Below are 19,570 nucleotides of genomic sequence, written 5' to 3' on the forward strand. Positions count from 1 at the left end.
AGGCGGGATCGTCGACTTCGCCCGCCAGCATGTCGCTGTCGAAGGTGATGCGGACCTCGGAGACCACGTCGGTCTGCACCGCCCCGTCGCCGGGGCTGACCGCGATGACGGTGGGCGCGGTCGTGGGGTTGACCACGTCGATCCCCGCGCCGTTGGCGATAAGGATGCGGCCGTCCGCCGTGCTGATCAGGCTGTCGCCGCGCGTGCTGCCGACACCCAGCGTGGCCGTCTGACGGGTCGCGGCGTCGAGCAGCACAAGCGCCGCGAGGCCGGTGGTCGGATCGACCGCGCTGGTGATGAAGGCCAGCCCTTCCAGATCGGTCCCTTGGCGTCCGAAGACGATGGATTCCGCATCGACCCCGACCTGCGCGACGACCTCGGCGCGGCCTTCGGCGTCGAACCGCAGGATGTCGCCCTGATCGGGCCATGACGTCGACCACAGCGCCCCGTCCGGTCCGAAGGCCAGCCCGCCGACGCGAGTGAAGGAGAAGGGGGTGAAGGTTTCGCTGACGGGGTCGAAGACCTCGACGCCCAGACCCGACGAGACGTAGATCAGGCCGGTGTCCGGGTCGATGGCGAGGCTCTGGGTCAGACCTTCGCCATAGGCGTTCAGTGTCGCGCCGGTGACCGGGTCGATCAGCAGCAGCTGGCGGCCCGACATCGCCCACAACCGTCCGTCGTTGCCGAACGCCATGTCGTAGATCGGCGTCCCGGTGCGCCCGACCTCGGTCCGCGCATCGGTCAGCGCGCCGTAGGGTGGCACCTCGTAGAGCGTGCTGCGGTTCGGCCCGCCGACGATCAGGATGCGCCCGTCGGGCGCTTCGGCCAGCGCCGTGGTGCCGATCCCGGCGCTGTCGACATCCGGGAACCCGCGGGCGAAGGCCGCCGCCGAGAAGGGGGACAGGACCGTGTCGTAGAACGAGGGCGAGGCGCCGGGGACCGGGGCGGGGACCCCGTCGAGGACCTGCAGGAACAGCGGGTCGGCGGTGACCTCGGCGGGCACCGGTTCGGCCAGCGGCGTGGCGGCGGTCGAGGCGCCGAAGCCGCCCCCGCCGAGATTGACTGCGAAGCCGTCGCCGGGGGCCGAGATGCCAGCGGGCGGACGTTCGGTGTTGCCGGCGTTGTCGGTCGCCAGCGCAAGGAATTCGTAGCTGACGCCCGGCTCGCCTTCGAAGCTGAAGACGCCGTCCGTGTTCTGGGCCGAGATCAGGCGATAGTCACCGCCGTCCGCCGCCGCATAGAGGCTGACGTGCCGCACGCCCGACCGCGCGTCGGTGGCGGTCCAGGACAGGGTATAGCGGTCGGTCCCGCCGACCGGGGTGACCCGCAGCGTCGTCGCCGGTGCGACCGTGTCGATGGTCTGGCGGACCGTGTTCGTCAGGTCCGATGGCCGGGTGTCGTAAAGGACCGTCGCCGTCGTCTCGATCACCGCGCCGTCCGCGACCCGCGTGCCGGGCGAGACCGCGTAGGTGACGGCGCCGGTCGGATCGTCGCCGCCGAGCAGCCCCGCGCCGGTCGTCGCCAGTTCCCCGGTCGTCGGATCGATGGCCTGGATCAGCCATGTCGCCGTGCGGGACGGTATGTCGATGCCGGCCGAAACCCGCAGGACATAGCCGCGCGAGCCCGTCAGGTCGAGTTCGGTCTGGAACAGCGCCCGGTCGTCGGGCGCGTTGATCACCACATCACCCAGCCGGACGGAGCCCAGCCGGAAACTGCGGGGATCGAGATCGGCGTCGAGCTCGGTCGTGACGCGGATCTCCTGCACCGGCTGGCCACCCTCGGCATCGCCGAAGCGGACCTCGAACGGCAGCTGCGCGTTGCCGGGCACAAGCTGTTCCGCGCCGTAGCCCTGCGGCCCGATGATCGCGGCATTGCGGCCCGCCGCCTCGATCTCTTCGAGGAACCTGCCGAGATCCAGCGGGCTCAGGTCGCCGGTCGAAAGGTCCGAGCCGACATCCGGCAGCGCATCGCCGAAGCCGAGGGGGGAGTAGACGTTGAACGACTGGAACAGGGTCGGATAGGTCAGCGACAGCGCGTAATCCGCGGGATCGGGCAGGGCGGGGACGGGAATGTCGAGCGGCGGGATGTTGTCGCCGAACCGGACGTCATAGCGCGCGATATCCGCCGTCAGCCCGTCGTCGTTGCCATACCATTCCCGCATCTTGGCAAAGAACGCCACGAGGTCGGTCGAGGTGCGGAAGGTCTCGGCCCCGCCGTTCAGCAGCACGCCCATCGACAGGGTCGACAGCAGGCTGGCGACATGGCCGCGCTCGCGCGGCTCCGGTGCTTCGCCGTCGGGCCGCAGGATGCCCGCCGTCTCCAGCGCCATGAGGTAGCTTTCGGCCCAGGCCTCGGCATCGCCCGCGATCGCGGTCAGCGCGCCCTGCGCCTGCGGATCGGCAAGGATCGCGTCGCGCAGGCGTGCGGCCTCGGCCAGCTGGATCTCGACGAACTCCTCGCGGGTCAGCGGGGTCGCGGCGGCAAGGACGTGGAACTGGAACGGGGCATAGAGGCGGACGGCGTCGTCGATCACCTCGACACGCCGGTCGCGGAAGATCAGGTCGAAGACCGGGTTGACCGCCGCCAGATCGCCGGGCCCGCCATCCAGCGCGCCCTGTTCGCGCAGATCGGGGAAGGCGTCGTAGAGATATTCCCGGACCTGCTCGAAATCGCGGTCCACCAGCGCCTGCAGCACCGGGTAGGTCTGGATGTTGAAGCTGAGCGCGGCCAGCCCGCCGGTCGGCAGATCGAGCGCGAAGCCCGGCGCCAGCATGTGCCCGTTGGTGTTCACCCGCGCGTCGAGCTCGGTCCAGACGACACCGCCGCCCGCGTCGGTCTGCGGGGCCCCGGCAAGGTTCGTGGTGAACTTGAGGAACGGCAGGTCGTAGACCCCCTCGGCGGTGCCGAGGTTCGGCGCGCCGAAGGTGAAATGCACGTAGGGCGCGTCGATGTTCGAATAGTTCTGCAGCGTCAGGGCGTAGTTGCCGGTGCCGCCGACCGGCACGATGCGCGGCCCGCCGAGGGCCAGCCCGATCTGGTTCTCGATCGCCCGTTCGACGAGGAACCGGTAGGGCATGATCGCCGAGGCGCCGTCGGGGTTGATGACTTCGACGTCATAGAGCCCGCGTTCCGCCCCTTCGAGGTCGAAGACCGCCACGATCCGCGACCCGTTCACCACCTCCTGTTTCACCGGCAGGACGGAGGCCACGCCGGGCCGGGTCAGCCTGAGCACCGCGCCGGGGGCAAAGCTCGCGCCCTCGACCACGGCGCTGACATAGCGCCCGTCGCCCACGCGGTCCTGTCTGACGTCGGTGATCTGGAACGGCAGCGCCTCGGAGATCAGGACGGTGTCCTGCGCCGTCTCGCCGATGTTGCGGACGAGGATATAATACTCGCCGGGCAGGGTCGATCCCACGGTCGCCGTCTGCCGTGCCCCGAGCGGGGTGTCGTAGATCGCGTCATAGGCCGCGCCGCCCGGCATCCCTTCGTAACGGACAAAGACCTCCAGCTGCGCCTCGGGATCGGCCGAGGCGAACTGCGTGCGCATGGTCTGGCCGAGACCGGTGGTCACGCGGAACAGCCGTTCCTCGCCCGCGGCAAGGGTCAGCGCCTCGGGCACGCCCAGCTGGATCTCGGGTGTCAGGATGAAGTTCGCGGTATCGGTCACCGCCTGGTTGTTGGCGGTCAGCCCGTCCTCGTTCACCTCGTCCCGGATGTCGGAGCGGACGATGAAGCGGTAGGAGCCTTCGATGGCCACGGGAAGGCGCGCGGTCAGTTCCGCGCGATAGCTGCCGCCCGCATCCAGCGGGCCGGTCCGGGTCACGCGGCCGATCAGCCGGTCGCCAAGGTCGAAACCGGCGTCCGAGGACAGGTAGACCGCGTCGGTCCAGCTGCCGGTGGCGGGGGCGCTGCCCTGGTTGGTGACGGTCCAGCCGACCGTGACCTCTTCGCCCACGACGAAGTCACCGCTCACGCCGACGTCCGAGGTCACGAGATCCGCGGGCGGGGGTTCGCGGAAGCGGATCGGCGTGGCCGAGGCGCGGGTGTTGTTGCGTTCCAGACCGCCCTCGTAGACCGCCCCGATCGGCGTGGCGGCCGAGGCGCGGTCGGTGACGACGAACAGGTAGTATTCGCCGCTCAGCACTTGCCGGGGTGTCAGATCGCGGGTGATGGCATAGCTTTCGCCCGCCGCCAGCCCGTCCTCGTGCCGGTAGGACCCGAGGTAGATGTCCGACGAAGGGTCGAGCGATTCATCGCGGGACAGGTAGATCAGGTCGGTCCATGCGGACTGGCTGTCGGGCGTGTCGGTGCCCGCGTTGGTGATCTCCCACGTCACTTGCAGGCGTTCGCCGCGGACGAGCTCGTCGGGCACTTCGATCCGCGCGACCTGCAGGTCGGGGCCGGGCGCCGCCGTGACGGTGCGCTGCAGGGCAATGACGTTGTCGCCTTCGCCCTGAAATTCCTGCACCGGGTTCGTGTAGCTGGCCCGCACCCCGCGCAGGCCCTCGGCCACGTCCGAGCGGGAATAGATGCCGCCGCCCACGGTGCGGCTGTCGGTTTCGATCAGGATGTGGAACGGGCCCGAGATCCCGACCGGCAGCGTGATGTCGCCCAGCACGTCATAGCTTTCGCCCGCCGCCAGCGGGCCGCGGTGCAGGAACTCGGCCAGCAGCGTGTCGGACCCGTCCAGCCCGCCATCGCGGGACAGGAAGACGCGGTCATGCCACTCCTCGGCCTCCGCGGTGCGGTTTCCGGTGTTCGTGACGGTGAAGGCGATCGGGACGGTCGCCCCGGCGGTCAGGTCCTCGGTCAGGGTGCGGGTGGTGATGGTCAGGTTCGGTTCGGCGAACACCACGTCGAACCGGGCGCTGGCCGTGTTGTTGTCGTTGGCCGCCCCCTCGTAGACCGAGCCGGTGTAGAGATCCCGCGTGGCGCTCAGGGTGCCCGATGTCGCCTCGCGTTCCGCCGCGCGGCCGGTGACGCCGCTGTCGGTGATGATATGGATGAAGTAGGGCCCGTCGATTCCGGCGGGCAGGCTGACCTCGGCGCTGGCGGTGTAGCGGTCGCCGTTGCTCAGGGGGGCCTCGGGGGTGATGGTCTGGACCGCCAGCCGCGTCGCACGGCTGAGGTTCAGGACCGGGTCGGGGCTGATCCAGACCGCATCGAACCACGACTGCGTGCCATCCCATACGTCGGGACCGGTGTATTCGACAGTCCACGACACGGTGGCCGGGCTGCCCGACCGGGTGCCGTCGGCGGGCGGGGTCACGGCGACCACCTGCAGATCGCCCGCCTCGGCGGTGATGTCGGCGGCGGTCGACATCAGGTTGTCGGTCTCGTCCTCCTCGCCCACGCCGAAGCCGCGCGCCGGCTGGTCGACGACCACGTGCACATACATGCCCGACAGTCCCGGCGGCAGCTCGATGGTCTCGGACCGGGTATAGCCCGCGCCGAGGTCCAGCGGCCCCTCGTTCACGAAGCTGCCGAGCTGCCAGACCGTCGCGCCGGGGGCGTCCAGATCGGCCATGTCGGACAGATAGACCACGTCCTGCCAGCGCGCGCCGCCATTCACGGCGGCATTGCCGAGGTTTTCCACCGACCACGACACGGTGACGCTGTCGCGGCCCGACACCGCCGGTCCGTCGATGCTCACGCCACCTGCGACGAGGTTCGGCAGGCGCGGGGTGAAACCGATCACGTCGATCGCCCGGCCCTTGTAGTTGTTGCTGTCCAGTTCGTTCGGATCGTCCGGGTTCTCGTTCCCGGCCAGCGTGTCCTCGACCACCAGATCGGTGCTGTCGGTCCACGGCGTGATGAACCAGCGCCCGCCTTCCAATGTCTCGGGGATCTTGACCCGGACGGTGCGGGTGTAGCTTTCGCCCAGTTCCAGCACGCCGTTGTTGGCCACGCTCGCCAGCAGGATCGCGCCGTTGCCCTTGGCAAAGTCGACCTCGCCGGGATCGTCGACCTTGGGGAGCGTGTTCGGTCGGCGCGGGTCCTTCGCGATCCAGATCGTGTCGGTCCAGCGGCCGGTGAAGGTCTCGTTCAGCCCGTCGTTGCGGACGGTGTAGCGGACCTCGATCTCGGACCCCGCGACGACCTGCGTCGGTGCGATCACGTTGCCGGCGATCAGGTCCGGCTTTGGCGCCGGGTCGATCTCGATCTGCGCCGATGCGGTGTTGTCGCGTTCCAGCGGGAATTCGTCGACGTTCGAGAAGGCGTCGGTGGACACGATGACATGCGCCGGTCCGCCGAAGCGCAGCGGGATCACCATCGGATCGGTGGTGAAGCGATAGCTTTCGCCGGGTGCGAGCGCCGAGAGGTTCTCGAACGTGCCGAGCAGCAGGTCGTCGGAGCCGAGTGTGGCGTCGAGCGACAGGTAGACCCGGTCGAACCAGCGCCCGGTGGCCGCAACGCTGCCCTGGTTGATGATCTCGTAGGTCGCCGTGATCGTCGCGCCCGCCGAGACCTCGTCGGTCGCTTCGATGAACGAGACCTGAAGGTTCGGACGGGGCAGGGGCGCGATGTCGATGACGCCGTCGTCCTCGGTCCGGTTGTTCTCGCCCCGCGCGCCGTGTTCGTAGAGCGTGGCGCGGTCGTTGGTGACGACGACGATCCGGTGCGGGCCGGAGACACGGGCGGGCAGGGTGATGCGTTCGGTGCGCTGGTAGCCCAGCCCGGCGGGCACGGCGGTGTCCGAGGCAAAGCGGCCCATGAAGACGGGCGCCCTGGTCGTGTCCAGCGGGACCAGATAGACCGCATCGGTCCAGCTGCCCTGCGCCGTCGCCTCGCCCAGGTTCTCGACCCGCCACGACACGTCGATCTGCGACCCTTCGGTGGTGGTCGGTGTCACCGCGATCTCGGCCACCCGCAGGTCGGGTGAGGGGCTGAGGGTGATTTCGCTTTCGGCGAGCGTTGAGGCGTTGTTGTTCGTGAAGATGAACTCGAACGGCCCGCGCGTCGTGACGCGGACGTAGACCTTGCCGGAGACCCCGTCCGGGACGCGGACGGATGCGGTCCGGGTATAGCTGTCGTCGGTGGCCAGTGCGCCGACGCGGGTGAAGCCTTCGGAATGGATCCGCTGGGTCGCGGCGGCGTCGGCAAAGATCTCGACCGTGTCGGTCCACGACCCGCTATCTGTGGTGCCGATGCCCCGGTTGGCGACGGTCCACGTCACGCTCAGCGGCTGGCCGCTGGCACCCGTCGCCTCGGCCTCGATCGCCTCGACCTGCAGGTCGGCATAGGGGCGCGGCATGACGTCGACGGGATGGGCGACCTGCCCGATGTCGTTGGCGGTCTTGCCGGCCTGGAACACCTCGGCGCCCGCGTCGGTCTGGACGTAGACCAGCAGCCGGTCCGAGAATTGCGGCCCGAAGACCACCTCGGCCGAGGCATCGTATCCCGCGCCGAGCGCGAGGCCGCCGAACCGTTCGAAGACCGCCAGTTCGAAGTCGTCCGCATTGCCGATCACGTCATCGCGCGAGGCCATGACGCGGTCGGTCCAGCCGGTTTCCGTGCCGCGCCCGGTGCCCTGGTTCTCGACCCGCCAGTTGACGACGATCGTGGCGGGATCGCGGGCGGTGAATTCGGGGGCGGTGACCGAGGTGACGACCAGATCGGCATGGGGCGCGAGGTCGATGGACAGCGCGGCGGTGGCCGCGTTGTTGTCCTCGTTCGCCTCCAGCGCGCCGTTGTCGGCATCGGCCACGGCAAGGATGCGCCAGTCGCCGAAGAGCTCGATCGGGACGGTGGCCGAGAAGGTCTCGGACAGCGTGCCCTCCGGCGGCAGGGTCGCGTCGCGGGTCCATTCGGCAAGGACGATGTCGTCCTCGTCCAGCACGTCGTCCTGCGACAGGACCACGATGTCCCGGCGGCCCGCGGCGGCGATCCCCGGCCCGGTGTTGGCGAAGGTGACGGCCACCTCGACAGGCTGGCCCGAGGTGACCCGGTCCGGCCCGGCCAGAGCGGTGACGCGCAGGTCGGGGCTGTCCACGGCGATGGCGTCGGGCGCGGCGGCGAGGTTGGGGGCGTCGTCCGCCTCGAACACGCGGTCCTGCGCGTCGGAGAGGACCAGCACCTGGTAGCCGCCGGGCGCGATGTCGGGAAAGGCGAAGGTGACCTCGGCGTCGTAGCTTTCGCCCGGCTCGAGGTCGAAGTCCCGCGCCACGGTGGCGACGAGGGTGGCGTTTTCGACCGTGCCGTCCGGGCTGAGATAGACCCGGTCCACCCATGGCGCCGCGGCAAGGCCCGCGCCGGTGTTCTCGACCGTCCATGTCACCGTCGCCTCGCGCCCCGGCGACGCGGTGTCGGGCGCGGTCACGTCGCGGGTCAGAAGGTCGGGCGCGGGGCCGACGGTCAGGGTCGTCGGCGTAATCGCGGCGGTGGTGTTGTTCGTCTCGCCCTGGCCCTCGGGCACGGCGGACTGGCTATCGGTGGCCACCAGCACGAAGACCGGCCCGGTCAGCCGACCCCCGCCCGAGAAGAAGCCCGAGGCGGTGTAGCTTTCCCCCACGCCGAGCGGGCCGGAGCGGTCCAGCGTGCCGATCAGGATGTCGTTGCCGCTGAGGGTCCGGTCCGTGGACAGGTAGACGGCGTCGGTCCATGTTCCGGCGGCGGTGTCGGGGCCGGTGTTGCGGACGCGCCATTCGACCTTGAACGCATCGCCGTATCCGGCGGTGCCGGGGGCCGCGACCGCTTCGACCACGAGGTCCGACACCGGGGCGGTCAGCGCAATGGAGCGGTCCGACGCATTGTCCGCGCGGGTGTCGGGTTCCACGACCTGCGCCCCGGCATCCGCGATCAAGGCGATGCGGAAATTGCCGTCCAGATCGACGGGCAGGCGGATCCTGGCCGAGCCGGTATAGGACCCGTCACGGGCCAACGCGCCGGTATGCGTGACCTCGGTCAGCAGGATGTCGTCCGCATCGCCGATGATCGAATCCCGCGACAGCACGATCCGGTCGATCCATTCGGCGGCAGCCGTGGGTTCGCCCGCGTTGCGGACCTGCCAGCTCAGCGCGATTTCCTGCCCGCCGGTGCCCGTGTCCGGGGCCGTGAAGCGGGTCACGCGCAGGTCGGGATACTGCTTCTCCGCCGCCGTGAAATCGAAGGAGACCGGCTGATCGTAGCCGTTGCCGCCATCCGGTGCGACCTCGACGATGCCGATCTGGCCCGAAGCGTTGCGGTTGGAATAGACCTGCGCCCTGAGCTCGCCGGAGCCGAGTTGGCCTTCCGGCAGGGTCGCGACGATCTGGTGGCGCACGCGGTCGCCGGGGGCGAGCGGCGCTCCGGTATGCTGGACGGCTCCGTTGAAGACCTGCCCGAACACGCCGAGGTTCTGGATGAAGACGCGATCGGACCATGCTTCGCGGGTCACCGCGTTGCCGGCGTTGACCACGTCCCAGCTGATCGTCACCTGACCGCCCGCGGTCGGGGCGGTTTCCGCGATGGCGATGTTCTCGATCTTCAGGTCGGGGGCGGACACGATCGAAAGCGCGGTGGCGTTGTTGTCCTCGGCGTCCCCGGCTTCGTTGCTCTCGGGCACGGCATTGGTTGAATCGGTCGTCACCTCGAAGGTGAACAGCCCCGTCTGCGCGGCGCCCGCCGGCCAGATGACCTCGGCCTCGTGCGCCACTGTCGCGCCGGCGGCGATGGTTCCGCCGAAGGCCACGTCGGTCAGGGCAATCTCGGTCCGGGTGGTTTCGTTTCGGACCCGGATCTGTTCGGTGAAGGGGCCCGTAGCGCTGACCGGGCCCGCGTTGCGGGTGGTCCAGCGCAGGATGACGCGGTCGCCGGGCCGCCAGTCGGCGGGGGGCGAGACCGACAGGTTCTCGACCACCAGGTCGGAAAGGCTGTCCGGCAGGGCCGTCACTTCGATCCGGGCGATGTCGCCCTCTGTGCCGGGTTCGGGCGTGGCGTTCAGGGCGTCGGCCACGACCAGCACCTCGAGCGCGCCGGTGCCGAGCGCGCCGCCGGGCAGGGGGACCGTCACCTCGCGCGGGCGTGTCGCGCCGGGGGCGAGCGGATCGCCCTGCGGCACTTCGGACACGGCGAGGATCGCGCCGGTGTCCGTCCGCCGCACGATCACCCGGTCGATACCCCCGCCGCCCGCCGCCGCGCCGGTGTTCGCAAGTGTCCAGCGCAGGGTCATCGGCTGGCCCGCGCGGGGTGTTCCGTCCACCCGCAGGTCGCGCAGCACAAGGTCCGCACCGGTCGCGCCCTTGGCCAGGCTGATCGGCTGGCCCGCACGGTTCTGGGTGATGTTCCAGGCAAACCGCCCGTCCTCGACCGAGTTTTCCTGACCGCCAAGCACGAGGAAGTAATCGCCGCTTTCCGGCAGCCGGAAACGGTCCAGGTCGGTTCCGGCATAGAATTCCCTGAGCCGCTCGCCCGACGGGGCGTGGAGCGCCGCCTGCACCGATCCTTCGACAAACAGGCTGTCGATGCTGAGCCAGTCGCCCGCCACGCCCGCGATGCGCCGCACCAGCGTGGAATTTCCCGGCGTCAGGGTGGCCGCCAGATGGCCTTCGGGTGCGATCTGCGGGGCGTTTGCCATGTCGATCAGGCGGAACCGGAAATCGCCGGTCGCGCTCTGCGTGCCGCGGACGATCAGGTTGTAGCTGCCTGCACCAAGCGGCAGGACCTGACGCGCGCCGTTGTCGCTGTTCATCGTGCTGCCGCCGAAGGGCCGGCCGTCACTGCGCAGGATGGACCATGTCAGGTCGGACGCCCCGGTCTGCCCGTCGAGATAGAACAGCCCGCCATCTTCGATGGTGAAGGCATAGGACAGGCTGTCGCCCGGCGTGGACAGGGTGCCGTTGACCACTTCGCCGACCGGCATCGTCTGCGCGGTGTGTCCGGTGGCCCGAATGCCCGCGGTCAGCGTCCCCTCGGTGGTGCTGTTATACGCCTGCCGCGCGAACAGCGTGTATACGCCGCTCTCGGACGCGAGAAAGGCGCCCGGATCGGTATGGACATACTGGACGAGGTGCAAGCGGCCCGAGGGGTCGATCAGCCCGAATTCGGCGTTGGTCGGCAGGCTGCCGCGGTCCACGGCGTCGAGATAATAGCGCTGTCCCGCAGTCAGTTCGATCCGCGTGAAGTCCATGCCGCCCGCGGGCGCGGGTGTCAGCGCGAAGGCGCCGGGGCTGTCGGTGATCGCGGGCGTGGACAGGTCATGGAGGGTCACGCGGTAGTCACCGGTGCGGCCCCCGGAGTTGTAGACCTCGAGGTCCCACGTGCCCGCGCCGAGGCGCAGCACCGATCCGGCCGCGCTGGTGTTGCGGAACATCTCGCCTCCGCCATAGACGATGCGTCCGTCCCCGACATTCCGCAGCCGCCAGAACAGGCCGCCGTCGGAATTGACGGTGTCGAGGAACATCGCCCGTGCGCTGTCCAGCGTGAACCTGTGGCGCACCGTCTCGACCGGTTCGGTCAGGCTGCCCGATATAGTCGTGCCCGGCATCAGCGCCACCTGACGTTCGACCGGTGCGCGCAGCGTGAAATCGGTGGTGAAGGGCGGCGAATCCACGTCGCCGACGATCATGATCGTATAGGTGCCGTCGCGGGGCAGGGTGGCCTGTGGCGTGTCGCGCAGCCAGAAGTCGTTCCGCGAGCCGAACGGCGTGAACTGCCCGCGGTCATCGACGATAAAGAACGTCCCCGACGACACGCTGTTGGTGCTGGTCGACACGTCGCCAAGCCAGATCTGTTCCCCGGCCGTGCCGGTGTAGCGGTAGCTGGCGATACCGGAACCGGGGTTCAGTTCGGCCGTCACCGCCTCGCCGAGAGAGATGGCGGGGCCGCTGCCGAGCGCGAAGAGCCCGGCGCGGTAGCTGCCGACGGCGGATCCGGTCGAGCGGAAATCAAGCGCCCACGTCCCCGCCTGCAGCGTCAGCGCGGCCGGAGCCGGGGTGCCGATGCCGGGCACGCCGAACCCGGTGTCCATCCGCATCTCGGACCCGACCGGTCCGAAGGGGCCGTGCAGGCTCATCAGGATCCCGGAATTGTCGGTCTGCCCGTCCAGGTAGATCGTCGTCGGTTCCGTCAGGGTGAAGACGTGGCGGACCGTGCTGCCCGCTTCGGTGATTTCACCGGTGATGATGTCTCCGACCGCCGCGGCCGTTCCGGTCAGCGCCTCGGCCGCGGCGGGGCCGTCATCGTTCAGACGCAGGCGGGCCGTGGTCGGTTCGGTCAGCCGGTGGTCGGAATTGACCAGCAGCGTGTAGCGGCCAGTGTAGAGCGCCGTGCCCAGCGACAGGTCGCGCCAGGACTGCAGCGTGATTTCATGGCCGAACGGGTCGAAGACCTGAAAGTTGACGAAGGAGCTGCTGACATCCAGCTGCAGCCCCGTCACCCTCAGCCGGTCGCCCGCGGTGACGTCGAAGCCGAAGGTCCGGCTGCCATGCGCCTCGATCTCGACCGTCGTGTCCGTGTCGCGCGGCAGCGTCGGCGCGGCCGAGAAGCGGTTGATGCGGGCGGCGTAGTCGCCGGTCGCGCCGTTGGCTCCGGTGACGACGAGCCGATAGGTGCCGGGACTGAGGTCGAAGACGCCCTCGCGTCCGGCGGGCTGGCTGGAAAACGTGCGCGTGCCCAGCGACACGCCCTCTGCCGTCTGCAGATCCCACGACAGGGCGCCGGAATCGGTCTGGCTGTCGATCAGGATCCGGTCCGTGGTGTTCAGGGTGAATTCGTGAACGTTGGTGGCGCCGGGTGTCGCGATCGAGGCCGCGATGCGGTCACCGGTCTGGACCTGGGTCACCGTGGTGGTCACGTCGAAAACGCCGATGTCCAGCGATCCCGGTTCGGTCAGTGAACCGAGGTTGGAGCCCTCGACCACCAGATACCATGTTCCCGTGGCCCCGTAGCTGGTCGCGCCCAGGTCAGCGTTGTTGGACGCCGCCACCTCGAGCCCCGCAGGGTCGAACAGCCGGATGACATGGGCGCCGCCGACGGCGGCCGTCCGGCGGATATGGACGACATCCTCGGCATTCAGCGCGACACGGAACACCGCGTTGCTTCGGGCAGGGGACAGATCGACCGTTCGCAGCGTATTGCGGTCAAGTACCGGGGCCGCTGCGGCGTCCAGCAGGCGGAAGGGGATCGTTCCGGTGCTGGTGCCGTTGAAATAGACTTCAAGCACATGATCGCCCGCTCCGGTGCGGAACAGCTTGTCGCCCCCGTCGCGGTCGGCGAATCCCGAAGCCACTTCATTTCCGACTGCGTCCAGAACCCTGTATCGGGCGTTCGAGGTCCCGGTGAACAGGGTGTCGAAAAGATAGGTGCCGGGCGTTTCCGCTGTGAAGGTATAGCGGCGCAGGTCGTTTACGCCCGTCAGCGCGGCCTCGGTCATCTCGCCGAGGGTCAGCGCCTGGGTCGTGATCGAGGTCAGGTAGGCGCGGAGCGTGAATTCCCCCTCCGATTGATCGCTGTTGGCGCTGGCGACCACGTAGACGGTGCGTTCGCCGATGCCGCGCTGACCGGCCAGAATATTCGTGCTGCCGCCGTTGGCCAGGTATTCACCCGTGGGCGACAGGATCGAGACGGACCCCGTGGGGCCGCTGCTTTCCACCACCAGTTCCGCCCCGTCCGGGATCGTGACCCGTCGCGCGACGGTGCCCCCGGCCGCGCCTGTCGCGACGACCGTCTGGGTGTCGAGCGGCATTTCCGGGGCCGCGGTCAGGTCCACCAGTCGCAGCGCGTAATCGCCGGTGCGGTCAATGCCTGGCTCGATCACGACGCGGTAGGTGCCTGCGCCAAGGGCGAGGGGCTGGGAATAGGAGTATTCCGAGTCGATCGACCGGGTCGACAGCAGCGTGCCCTCGGGCCCCTCAATCCGGTAGTTCAGCCGCGATCGCGCCAGCGCATCCACGGCCACCAGCCGGGGGCTGTCCAAGGTGAAACTGTGGAAATGCCGGCCGCCGGGTGTGATCGTGCCCTCGATCCGTTGGCCCAGTGCGGTGGTTGTGCTGCGGTCCACGGCGCGGTGCAGGGTGAACCGGCCGGTCCGTTCCGCGATATTGTCGAAATCCCCGCGCACGAGGATGAAATAGGTGCCGTCCCGTGCGATGCGCTGACGCAGGACGTCGTCCTCGTTCCGGGCAAGGATTGCGCCGCCGGCGTCGAACAGTTCGAGGTTCACGAAGGAGCGCGCCGTCACCGGTTCCGGTGTCACGGCGATCACGTCCCCGGCGCTGGCCTCGAACCGGACGACCTGACTGTCCGATCCCGGTTGCAGCAACACATCGAAACTGTCGCCGATGGTGATGTCCGGGGCATCGGTCAGGGGGTGCAGGCTGAAGCTGTAGGACGGCTGACCGAAATCGGCCCGGACCTCGATCAGATGCGCACCCGCATCGAGGTTCAGCATGCGGTCGCCACTGTTCATGTATTCGGTGCTGGTGCGACCCCAGTTGTCCGTCAGGGTGATTGTGATCCCCGAAGGAAAACTGCCGTTGGACAGATGCGGCGTCAGAACGTAGAGCCCCTGCCGCGGCACCGTGACGGCATAACGGTCGACCGTATCGGCGTCCGCGATCGTGCCGGTGACGTCCTGTCCCGGCTGGATCGCGGTTTCCCCCCCGGTCAGCGGGCTGGTCACGGGGATATTGCGGACAGTGGGCGTGAAGCTGAAGGCGACGGGATCGCTCGCCAGCGTCTCGCCCTCGATGCTAATGAGGTAGCTGCCGCCCGCGCTCAGGATCGGCGTGCTGATCGGGTCAGGCGCACCGCTGCGGAAATAGTCGTCCAGAACCGTCTGCCCCTGCGGCCCGGTGATCCGGACGCCGACATCGCCCTGCGGCAGGCCGGTCAGCGCGCCGAACCCGATGTCGATCACGTCGCCGGCCCCGGCCGAAATACGGTAGAGGGCCGTCTCCCGGCCCGTGGCCAGTTGCCCGTCGATGCTGGTCCCGCTGGTTGCCGCCACGGTCGAGGTGCCGAGGTCGCGCAGTTCGAACCGATAGGTGCCCGTGCTGCTGCCGACGCCGCCGACCGTGAAGGTATAGGTGCCCGAGGCAAGCGCCAGACTGGCGGGGATGGAGGCGAATGTGCCATTGGTCCGCGTCACACCGTCGCCGGCCCGCGCCGTCGCGATCTGTTCGCCGTCCTCGGCCGTCAGCCGCCATTCCACGGCGCCCGCGCTCAGGTCGTCGATATGGATCTCGGCGGCTTCGGTCAGCGTGAAGACATGCGCTTCTTCTTCGCCGGGCAGGTCGATCGTGCCGGTGACAGGAAAGAAATCCGCCGAGAGAAGCAGGCGCGGTTCGAGCGTCTCGAACGAAAGCGTGGGCCCCTCGGCCCCCGTCAGATCGCGCCGGTCCCCACCGGTGTGCCGTGGTGCCAATGCCCCCCGGCCTTGAACGTCATCATCGCGCGGCAAATCTGCTGCTCCATCATTCCAAATAACTTTCTAAAATATCCTGAAACCGGCATCTGTCCGGAAATTGGACAGACGAATCAAACAACAATACAAAAACCTTAATCCGAGTAATTCTTATCACAAGGTGAAATATTGCAGGACACCCGGTTCAAGGGGGTGGGGCGAACTGCACCTCGCACCGGACGCCTGCGGGCAGCGCAAGGTCGGGGTTGGGCAGGTCGATGATCAGGCCGACGGTGCCCGACGCGGCATCGAAGACACGATCCACCACCGTGATCGAGGCACCGTATGCGCCGCCGACCGGCGGCTCTGGCAGGATCGTGACCACGTCGCCGCGCGCCAGATGCGGGTAGTAGGCGATCGGAACGAAGGCTTCGACCCGCAGCCGGTCGATCCGCGCGATGGTCAGGACCGGTTCCTCGCCCGTTCGGTATTCGCCCGCAGACACCGCGCGCTGGACGACCACGCCAGCCACCGGGCTGCGCAGCACCTTGCGGTCGCGCCTTTCGGCGGCGGCGCGGGCGTCTATCGCCGCGATCTTGCGGGCCAGTTGCGCGGCGGCCAGTTCGCTGCGTGCGATGGATGCCGCCATCTCGGCCTCGTCCGCCTCGCTGCCGGGGATGGCGTTGCGGTCGGCCAGCCGCCGCGTCCGCCCCGCGACGGTTTCCGCATGGGCGAGGCGGGCCTCGGCCACCGCGATCGCGGTGCCGTCATCGGCCCGCGCCTGCGCGGCCTCCAGTTCCACCTCTTCGACGGCGGCGTCGAGCCGGGCCAGGACGTCGCCCTCGGCCACCAGATCGCCCTGTTCCACCAGAACCTCGGACATCAGCCCGGCCACCGGCGTGGCCAGGTCGACCACGTCGTAGGGGCGGATCAGGCAACTGACCGGGTCCAGCCCGTTGGCCGCGGCGGGCGCGGCCGACACCGCCATGGCCGAACAGATCAGGCCGATCCTTGCGGCGATGCCGGATGTGTGGGTGCGCAGCATGTCGGTCCCTCCTCGGGGGGCTGTGTCGCGGTTCGCGGGCACTCTGCCTCGCAAAAGCATCGCGCGTCAAAGGTCCGTGCGGCGTGCCATCTTGACGGAACACGCGTTTAACAGGCATGTTTCAAACATGCATTCGACTCCCTGATGCCGGTCGCTGAACGACCCTCGGGGGAACGGACATTGCGCGCCACCGCCGGTCAGGGAGAGATCGCGGAGCAGGCCGCCAAGAGGGACGGGCACCGGCTAGGCCAGCCCGGAAAATACGGGGAGGAGGACCCGCATGAACAGACTGACCACGACCGCGCTGAGCGGTGCATTCGCGCTGGCGGCATGGCCCGCACTGGCCGAGAGCTACAACTGGACCATCGTTGCCGGCCACCCGCCGCTGACCACCGGCGTCTCGGCCATCAGCACTCATTTCGTGCCCGAGGTGACCAGGCGACTGGAGGAACTCGGCCACACCGTCACCTGGACCGAGGCCTACGCCGGGGCGGTGGCGGACGTGAACGGCGTGCTGGAGGCGGTCGGCGACGGGATCGCCGAGTTCGGCTATGTCCCGCACCTGTTCGAGGGCGACAAGCTGCCGCTTGAGCAGATCACCTATGTCACGCCCTTCGGCACCGCCGATCTGACCAAGCTGATGGGGGTTATCGACAAGCTGCACGAGGAGATCCCCGAGATCGGCGAGGGCTGGGCCAAGAACAACCAGCTGGTGCTGGCCCCGGTCGGGATCGACACCTACCACTTCGTCACCAAGTTCCCGATCGAGACGCCCGAGGACATCTCGGGGCACAAGATCGGCACCGCCGGCCTCGCTCTGAACTGGCTCAAGGACACGGGCGCGACACCGGTTGCCGGCGCGCTTCCGAGTTTCTACAATTCAATGTCCACAGGGCTTTACGACGGGATCCTCACCTTTGAATCGGTGGTGGCGCCCTACAAGTTCTACGAGGTCGCGCCCTATGTCACCAAGATCAACTTCGGCGCGCAATATGCCTCGGCGCTGACGGTGAACCTCGACATCTGGGAGGACCTGCCCGAGGACGTCCAGCAGGCGATCCAGACCGTCGCGGACGAATACCGCGACATCGCGGCCTCATCCTACCAGAAGAGCGGCGAGACCTCGCTGGCCAAGGCAGTCGAGGGCGGGGCGCAGGTCAGCGAACTGTCCGACGAGGTCCGTGCGGCCTATGCCAAGAAGCTGCCGGATATCGCCGGTGACTGGGCCAAGGCGCTGGATGCGCAAGGCCTGCCGGGCACCAAGACGCTGGAAACCTACATGCGCCTGTCGAACGAGGCCGGGATCACCCACGCCCGCAACTGGGGCGGTATGTGAGCGAGGCCATCGACGATACGCCGCCGCCGGGCATGCCCGGCGGCGCGCTGACCCTGTGGGTGAACCGCGTGGCGCTGGCGCTGGCCGTCGTCGGCGGGCTCGGCACCATGGGGATCATGGCGCTGATCAACGCGGACGTTGTCGGGCGCGGCGTGTTCGGATCCCCGATCCCCGCCACGGCCGAGATCGTCAGCGCGGCCATCGTCGCCATCGTCTTCCTGCAATTGCCGCAGGCCACGGCGGCGGGGCGAAACGTGCGCTCCGACATGCTGCTGACCCGCCTGCGGGCCCGGTCACCCGCCGCGGGGGACTGGCTGGACGTCTTCCATCATCTCGTGGGGACCATCATGCTGGCGATCCTGATGCGCTATGTCGGGCCGGAGATATTCGAATCCATCGAAGGCCATGAGACCGTCGGGCTCTATGGCATCTGGACCATGCCGAAATGGCCCTTTGTCACCTGCGTGCTGATCGGCTGTGCGCTGACGCTGGTGTCCTATGCCATGCTGACCGCAGGCCTGACGCTGCGCGCCATGCGCGGGGGGCACCGGGCATGAGCAATGTCGAAATCGGCATCGCCTCGATCGTCGCGATCCTCGTCCTGATCCAGCTGGGGATGCATGTCGCCATCGCGCTGATGACGGTCAGCTTCTTCGGCGTCTACCTCGTGAAGGGCAAGTTCCTGATCGCGGGCAAGCTGCTGTCCCACGCCGCCCTCGACGGGGTGGCGCGCTATTCCTTCGGGGTGATCCCGCTCTTCGTCCTGATGGGCGTCCTCGTCGGGGCCTGCGGGCTGGGGCGGGACGTGTTCGACGTGGCGGGGCAATTGTTCCGGCGCTTCAAGGGCGGCCTGGGGATCGCCACCGTCTTTGCCAACGCGGTCTTTGCCGCCGTCAACGGCACCTCCATCGCGTCGGCCTCGGTCTTTACCAAGGTCGCGGTGCCGGAGCTGATCCGCCAGGGCTATACGCCGCGCTTCTCGGTCGGCGTCGTTGCGGGGTCGTCGGTGCTGGGGATGCTGATCCCGCCGTCTTTGCTGCTGATCCTCTACGGGATCATCGCCGAGGTCTCGATCGGGGATCTCTTCACGGCGGGCATCCTGCCGGGGATCGTGCTGGCCAGCTTCTTCTGCATCCTGATCGTCGCCTTGGCCCGCTTCGCGCCGCGTTTCACCGGCAGCCCCGACCGGGCGGACCTGCCGCATATGTCGCGGGGCACCATGGCGCTGAAATCCGCGCCCATTATCGCGCTGATCCTGCTGGTTCTCGGGGGCATCTACGGCGGGCTCTTCACCCCGACCGAGGCGGGCGGTGTCGGCGCGCTCGGCGCGCTGGTGATCGCGATGGTCAAGGGGCGGCTCGGCGGGCGGGCGATCGGGAACATCCTGCTGGAGACCGGGCAGGTCACGGCCTCGATCACCTTCCTGATCATCGCAGCGCACATGTATTCGCGCCTGCTGGCCCTGACCGGGCTGCCGATGGCGATGACCGGGCTGCTGGCCGAATGGGAGCTTGGGCTCTACGGTATCCTGCTGCTCTACCTGATCGCGATCATCCTGCTGGGCACGATCCTCGACAGCTCCTCGATCCTGCTGATCCTGCTGCCGCTGATCCTGCCCGTGGTGCAGCCCTTCGGCGTCGATCTGGTCTGGTTCGGGGTGGTCACCATCATCGCGGTCGAGGTCGGCCTGCTGACCCCGCCACTCGGCGTCGCGTGTTTCGTCATCAAGGCGAACCTCGACGACCGCCGCATCACGCTCAACGACATCTTCGCCGGGGCCGCGCCGTTCGCGCTGGTCATGGTCTTCATGGTCGCGCTGGTTCTGGCGCTGCCATGGCTCGCCACCGGCCTGCTTTAGGGAGAGGAC

General features: G+C 68.6%; 5 protein-coding genes (1 of these 5 cut by a window edge). 3 read left to right on the forward strand and 2 right to left on the reverse strand.

Annotated elements, in window-relative coordinates; genetic code table 11:
- Nucleotides 1-15,343 carry the 5' end (the start) of an Ig-like domain-containing protein gene (locus tag ATO6_RS11490; RefSeq protein WP_141101973.1) on the reverse strand. 17,453 nt of this gene lie to the left of the window's left edge, so 15,343 of the gene's 32,796 nt are visible here — the first part of the coding sequence; the start codon lies at nt 15,341-15,343; its stop codon lies off the left edge, out of view.
- Between the two features lie 184 nt (nt 15,344-15,527).
- Nucleotides 15,528-16,367, reverse strand: a complete 840-nt coding sequence (locus ATO6_RS11495) for an efflux RND transporter periplasmic adaptor subunit (protein ID WP_176440898.1) — start codon at nt 16,365-16,367, stop codon at nt 15,528-15,530.
- A 280-nt stretch (nt 16,368-16,647) separates the two neighbouring features.
- Between ATO6_RS11495 and ATO6_RS11500 the strand changes: the two genes are divergently transcribed.
- The 3 genes from ATO6_RS11500 to ATO6_RS11510 are packed head-to-tail and all read left to right on the forward strand — an operon-like array spanning nt 16,648 to nt 19,561.
- Nucleotides 16,648-17,703 carry a C4-dicarboxylate TRAP transporter substrate-binding protein gene (locus ATO6_RS11500; RefSeq protein WP_088624142.1) on the forward strand — a complete coding sequence of 352 codons (1,056 nt, stop codon included), beginning with the start codon at nt 16,648-16,650 and terminating at the stop codon, nt 17,701-17,703.
- Complete coding sequence (locus ATO6_RS11505) at nt 17,700-18,260, forward strand: TRAP transporter small permease subunit (RefSeq protein ID WP_088624143.1); 561 nt, start codon at nt 17,700-17,702, stop codon at nt 18,258-18,260. Before ATO6_RS11500 ends, ATO6_RS11505 begins: the two co-directional genes overlap by 4 nt.
- Nucleotides 18,257-19,561 carry a TRAP transporter large permease gene (locus tag ATO6_RS11510; protein ID WP_088624144.1) on the forward strand — a complete coding sequence of 435 codons (1,305 nt, stop codon included), beginning with the start codon at nt 18,257-18,259 and terminating at the stop codon, nt 19,559-19,561. Before ATO6_RS11505 ends, ATO6_RS11510 begins: the two co-directional genes overlap by 4 nt.
- The last annotated feature ends 9 nt before the right edge of the window (nt 19,562-19,570 follow it).

This window comes from Oceanicola sp. 22II-s10i, from assembly GCF_002210105.1.
In the GTDB taxonomy this organism is placed as follows: Bacteria; Pseudomonadota; Alphaproteobacteria; order Rhodobacterales; family Rhodobacteraceae; genus Pseudooceanicola.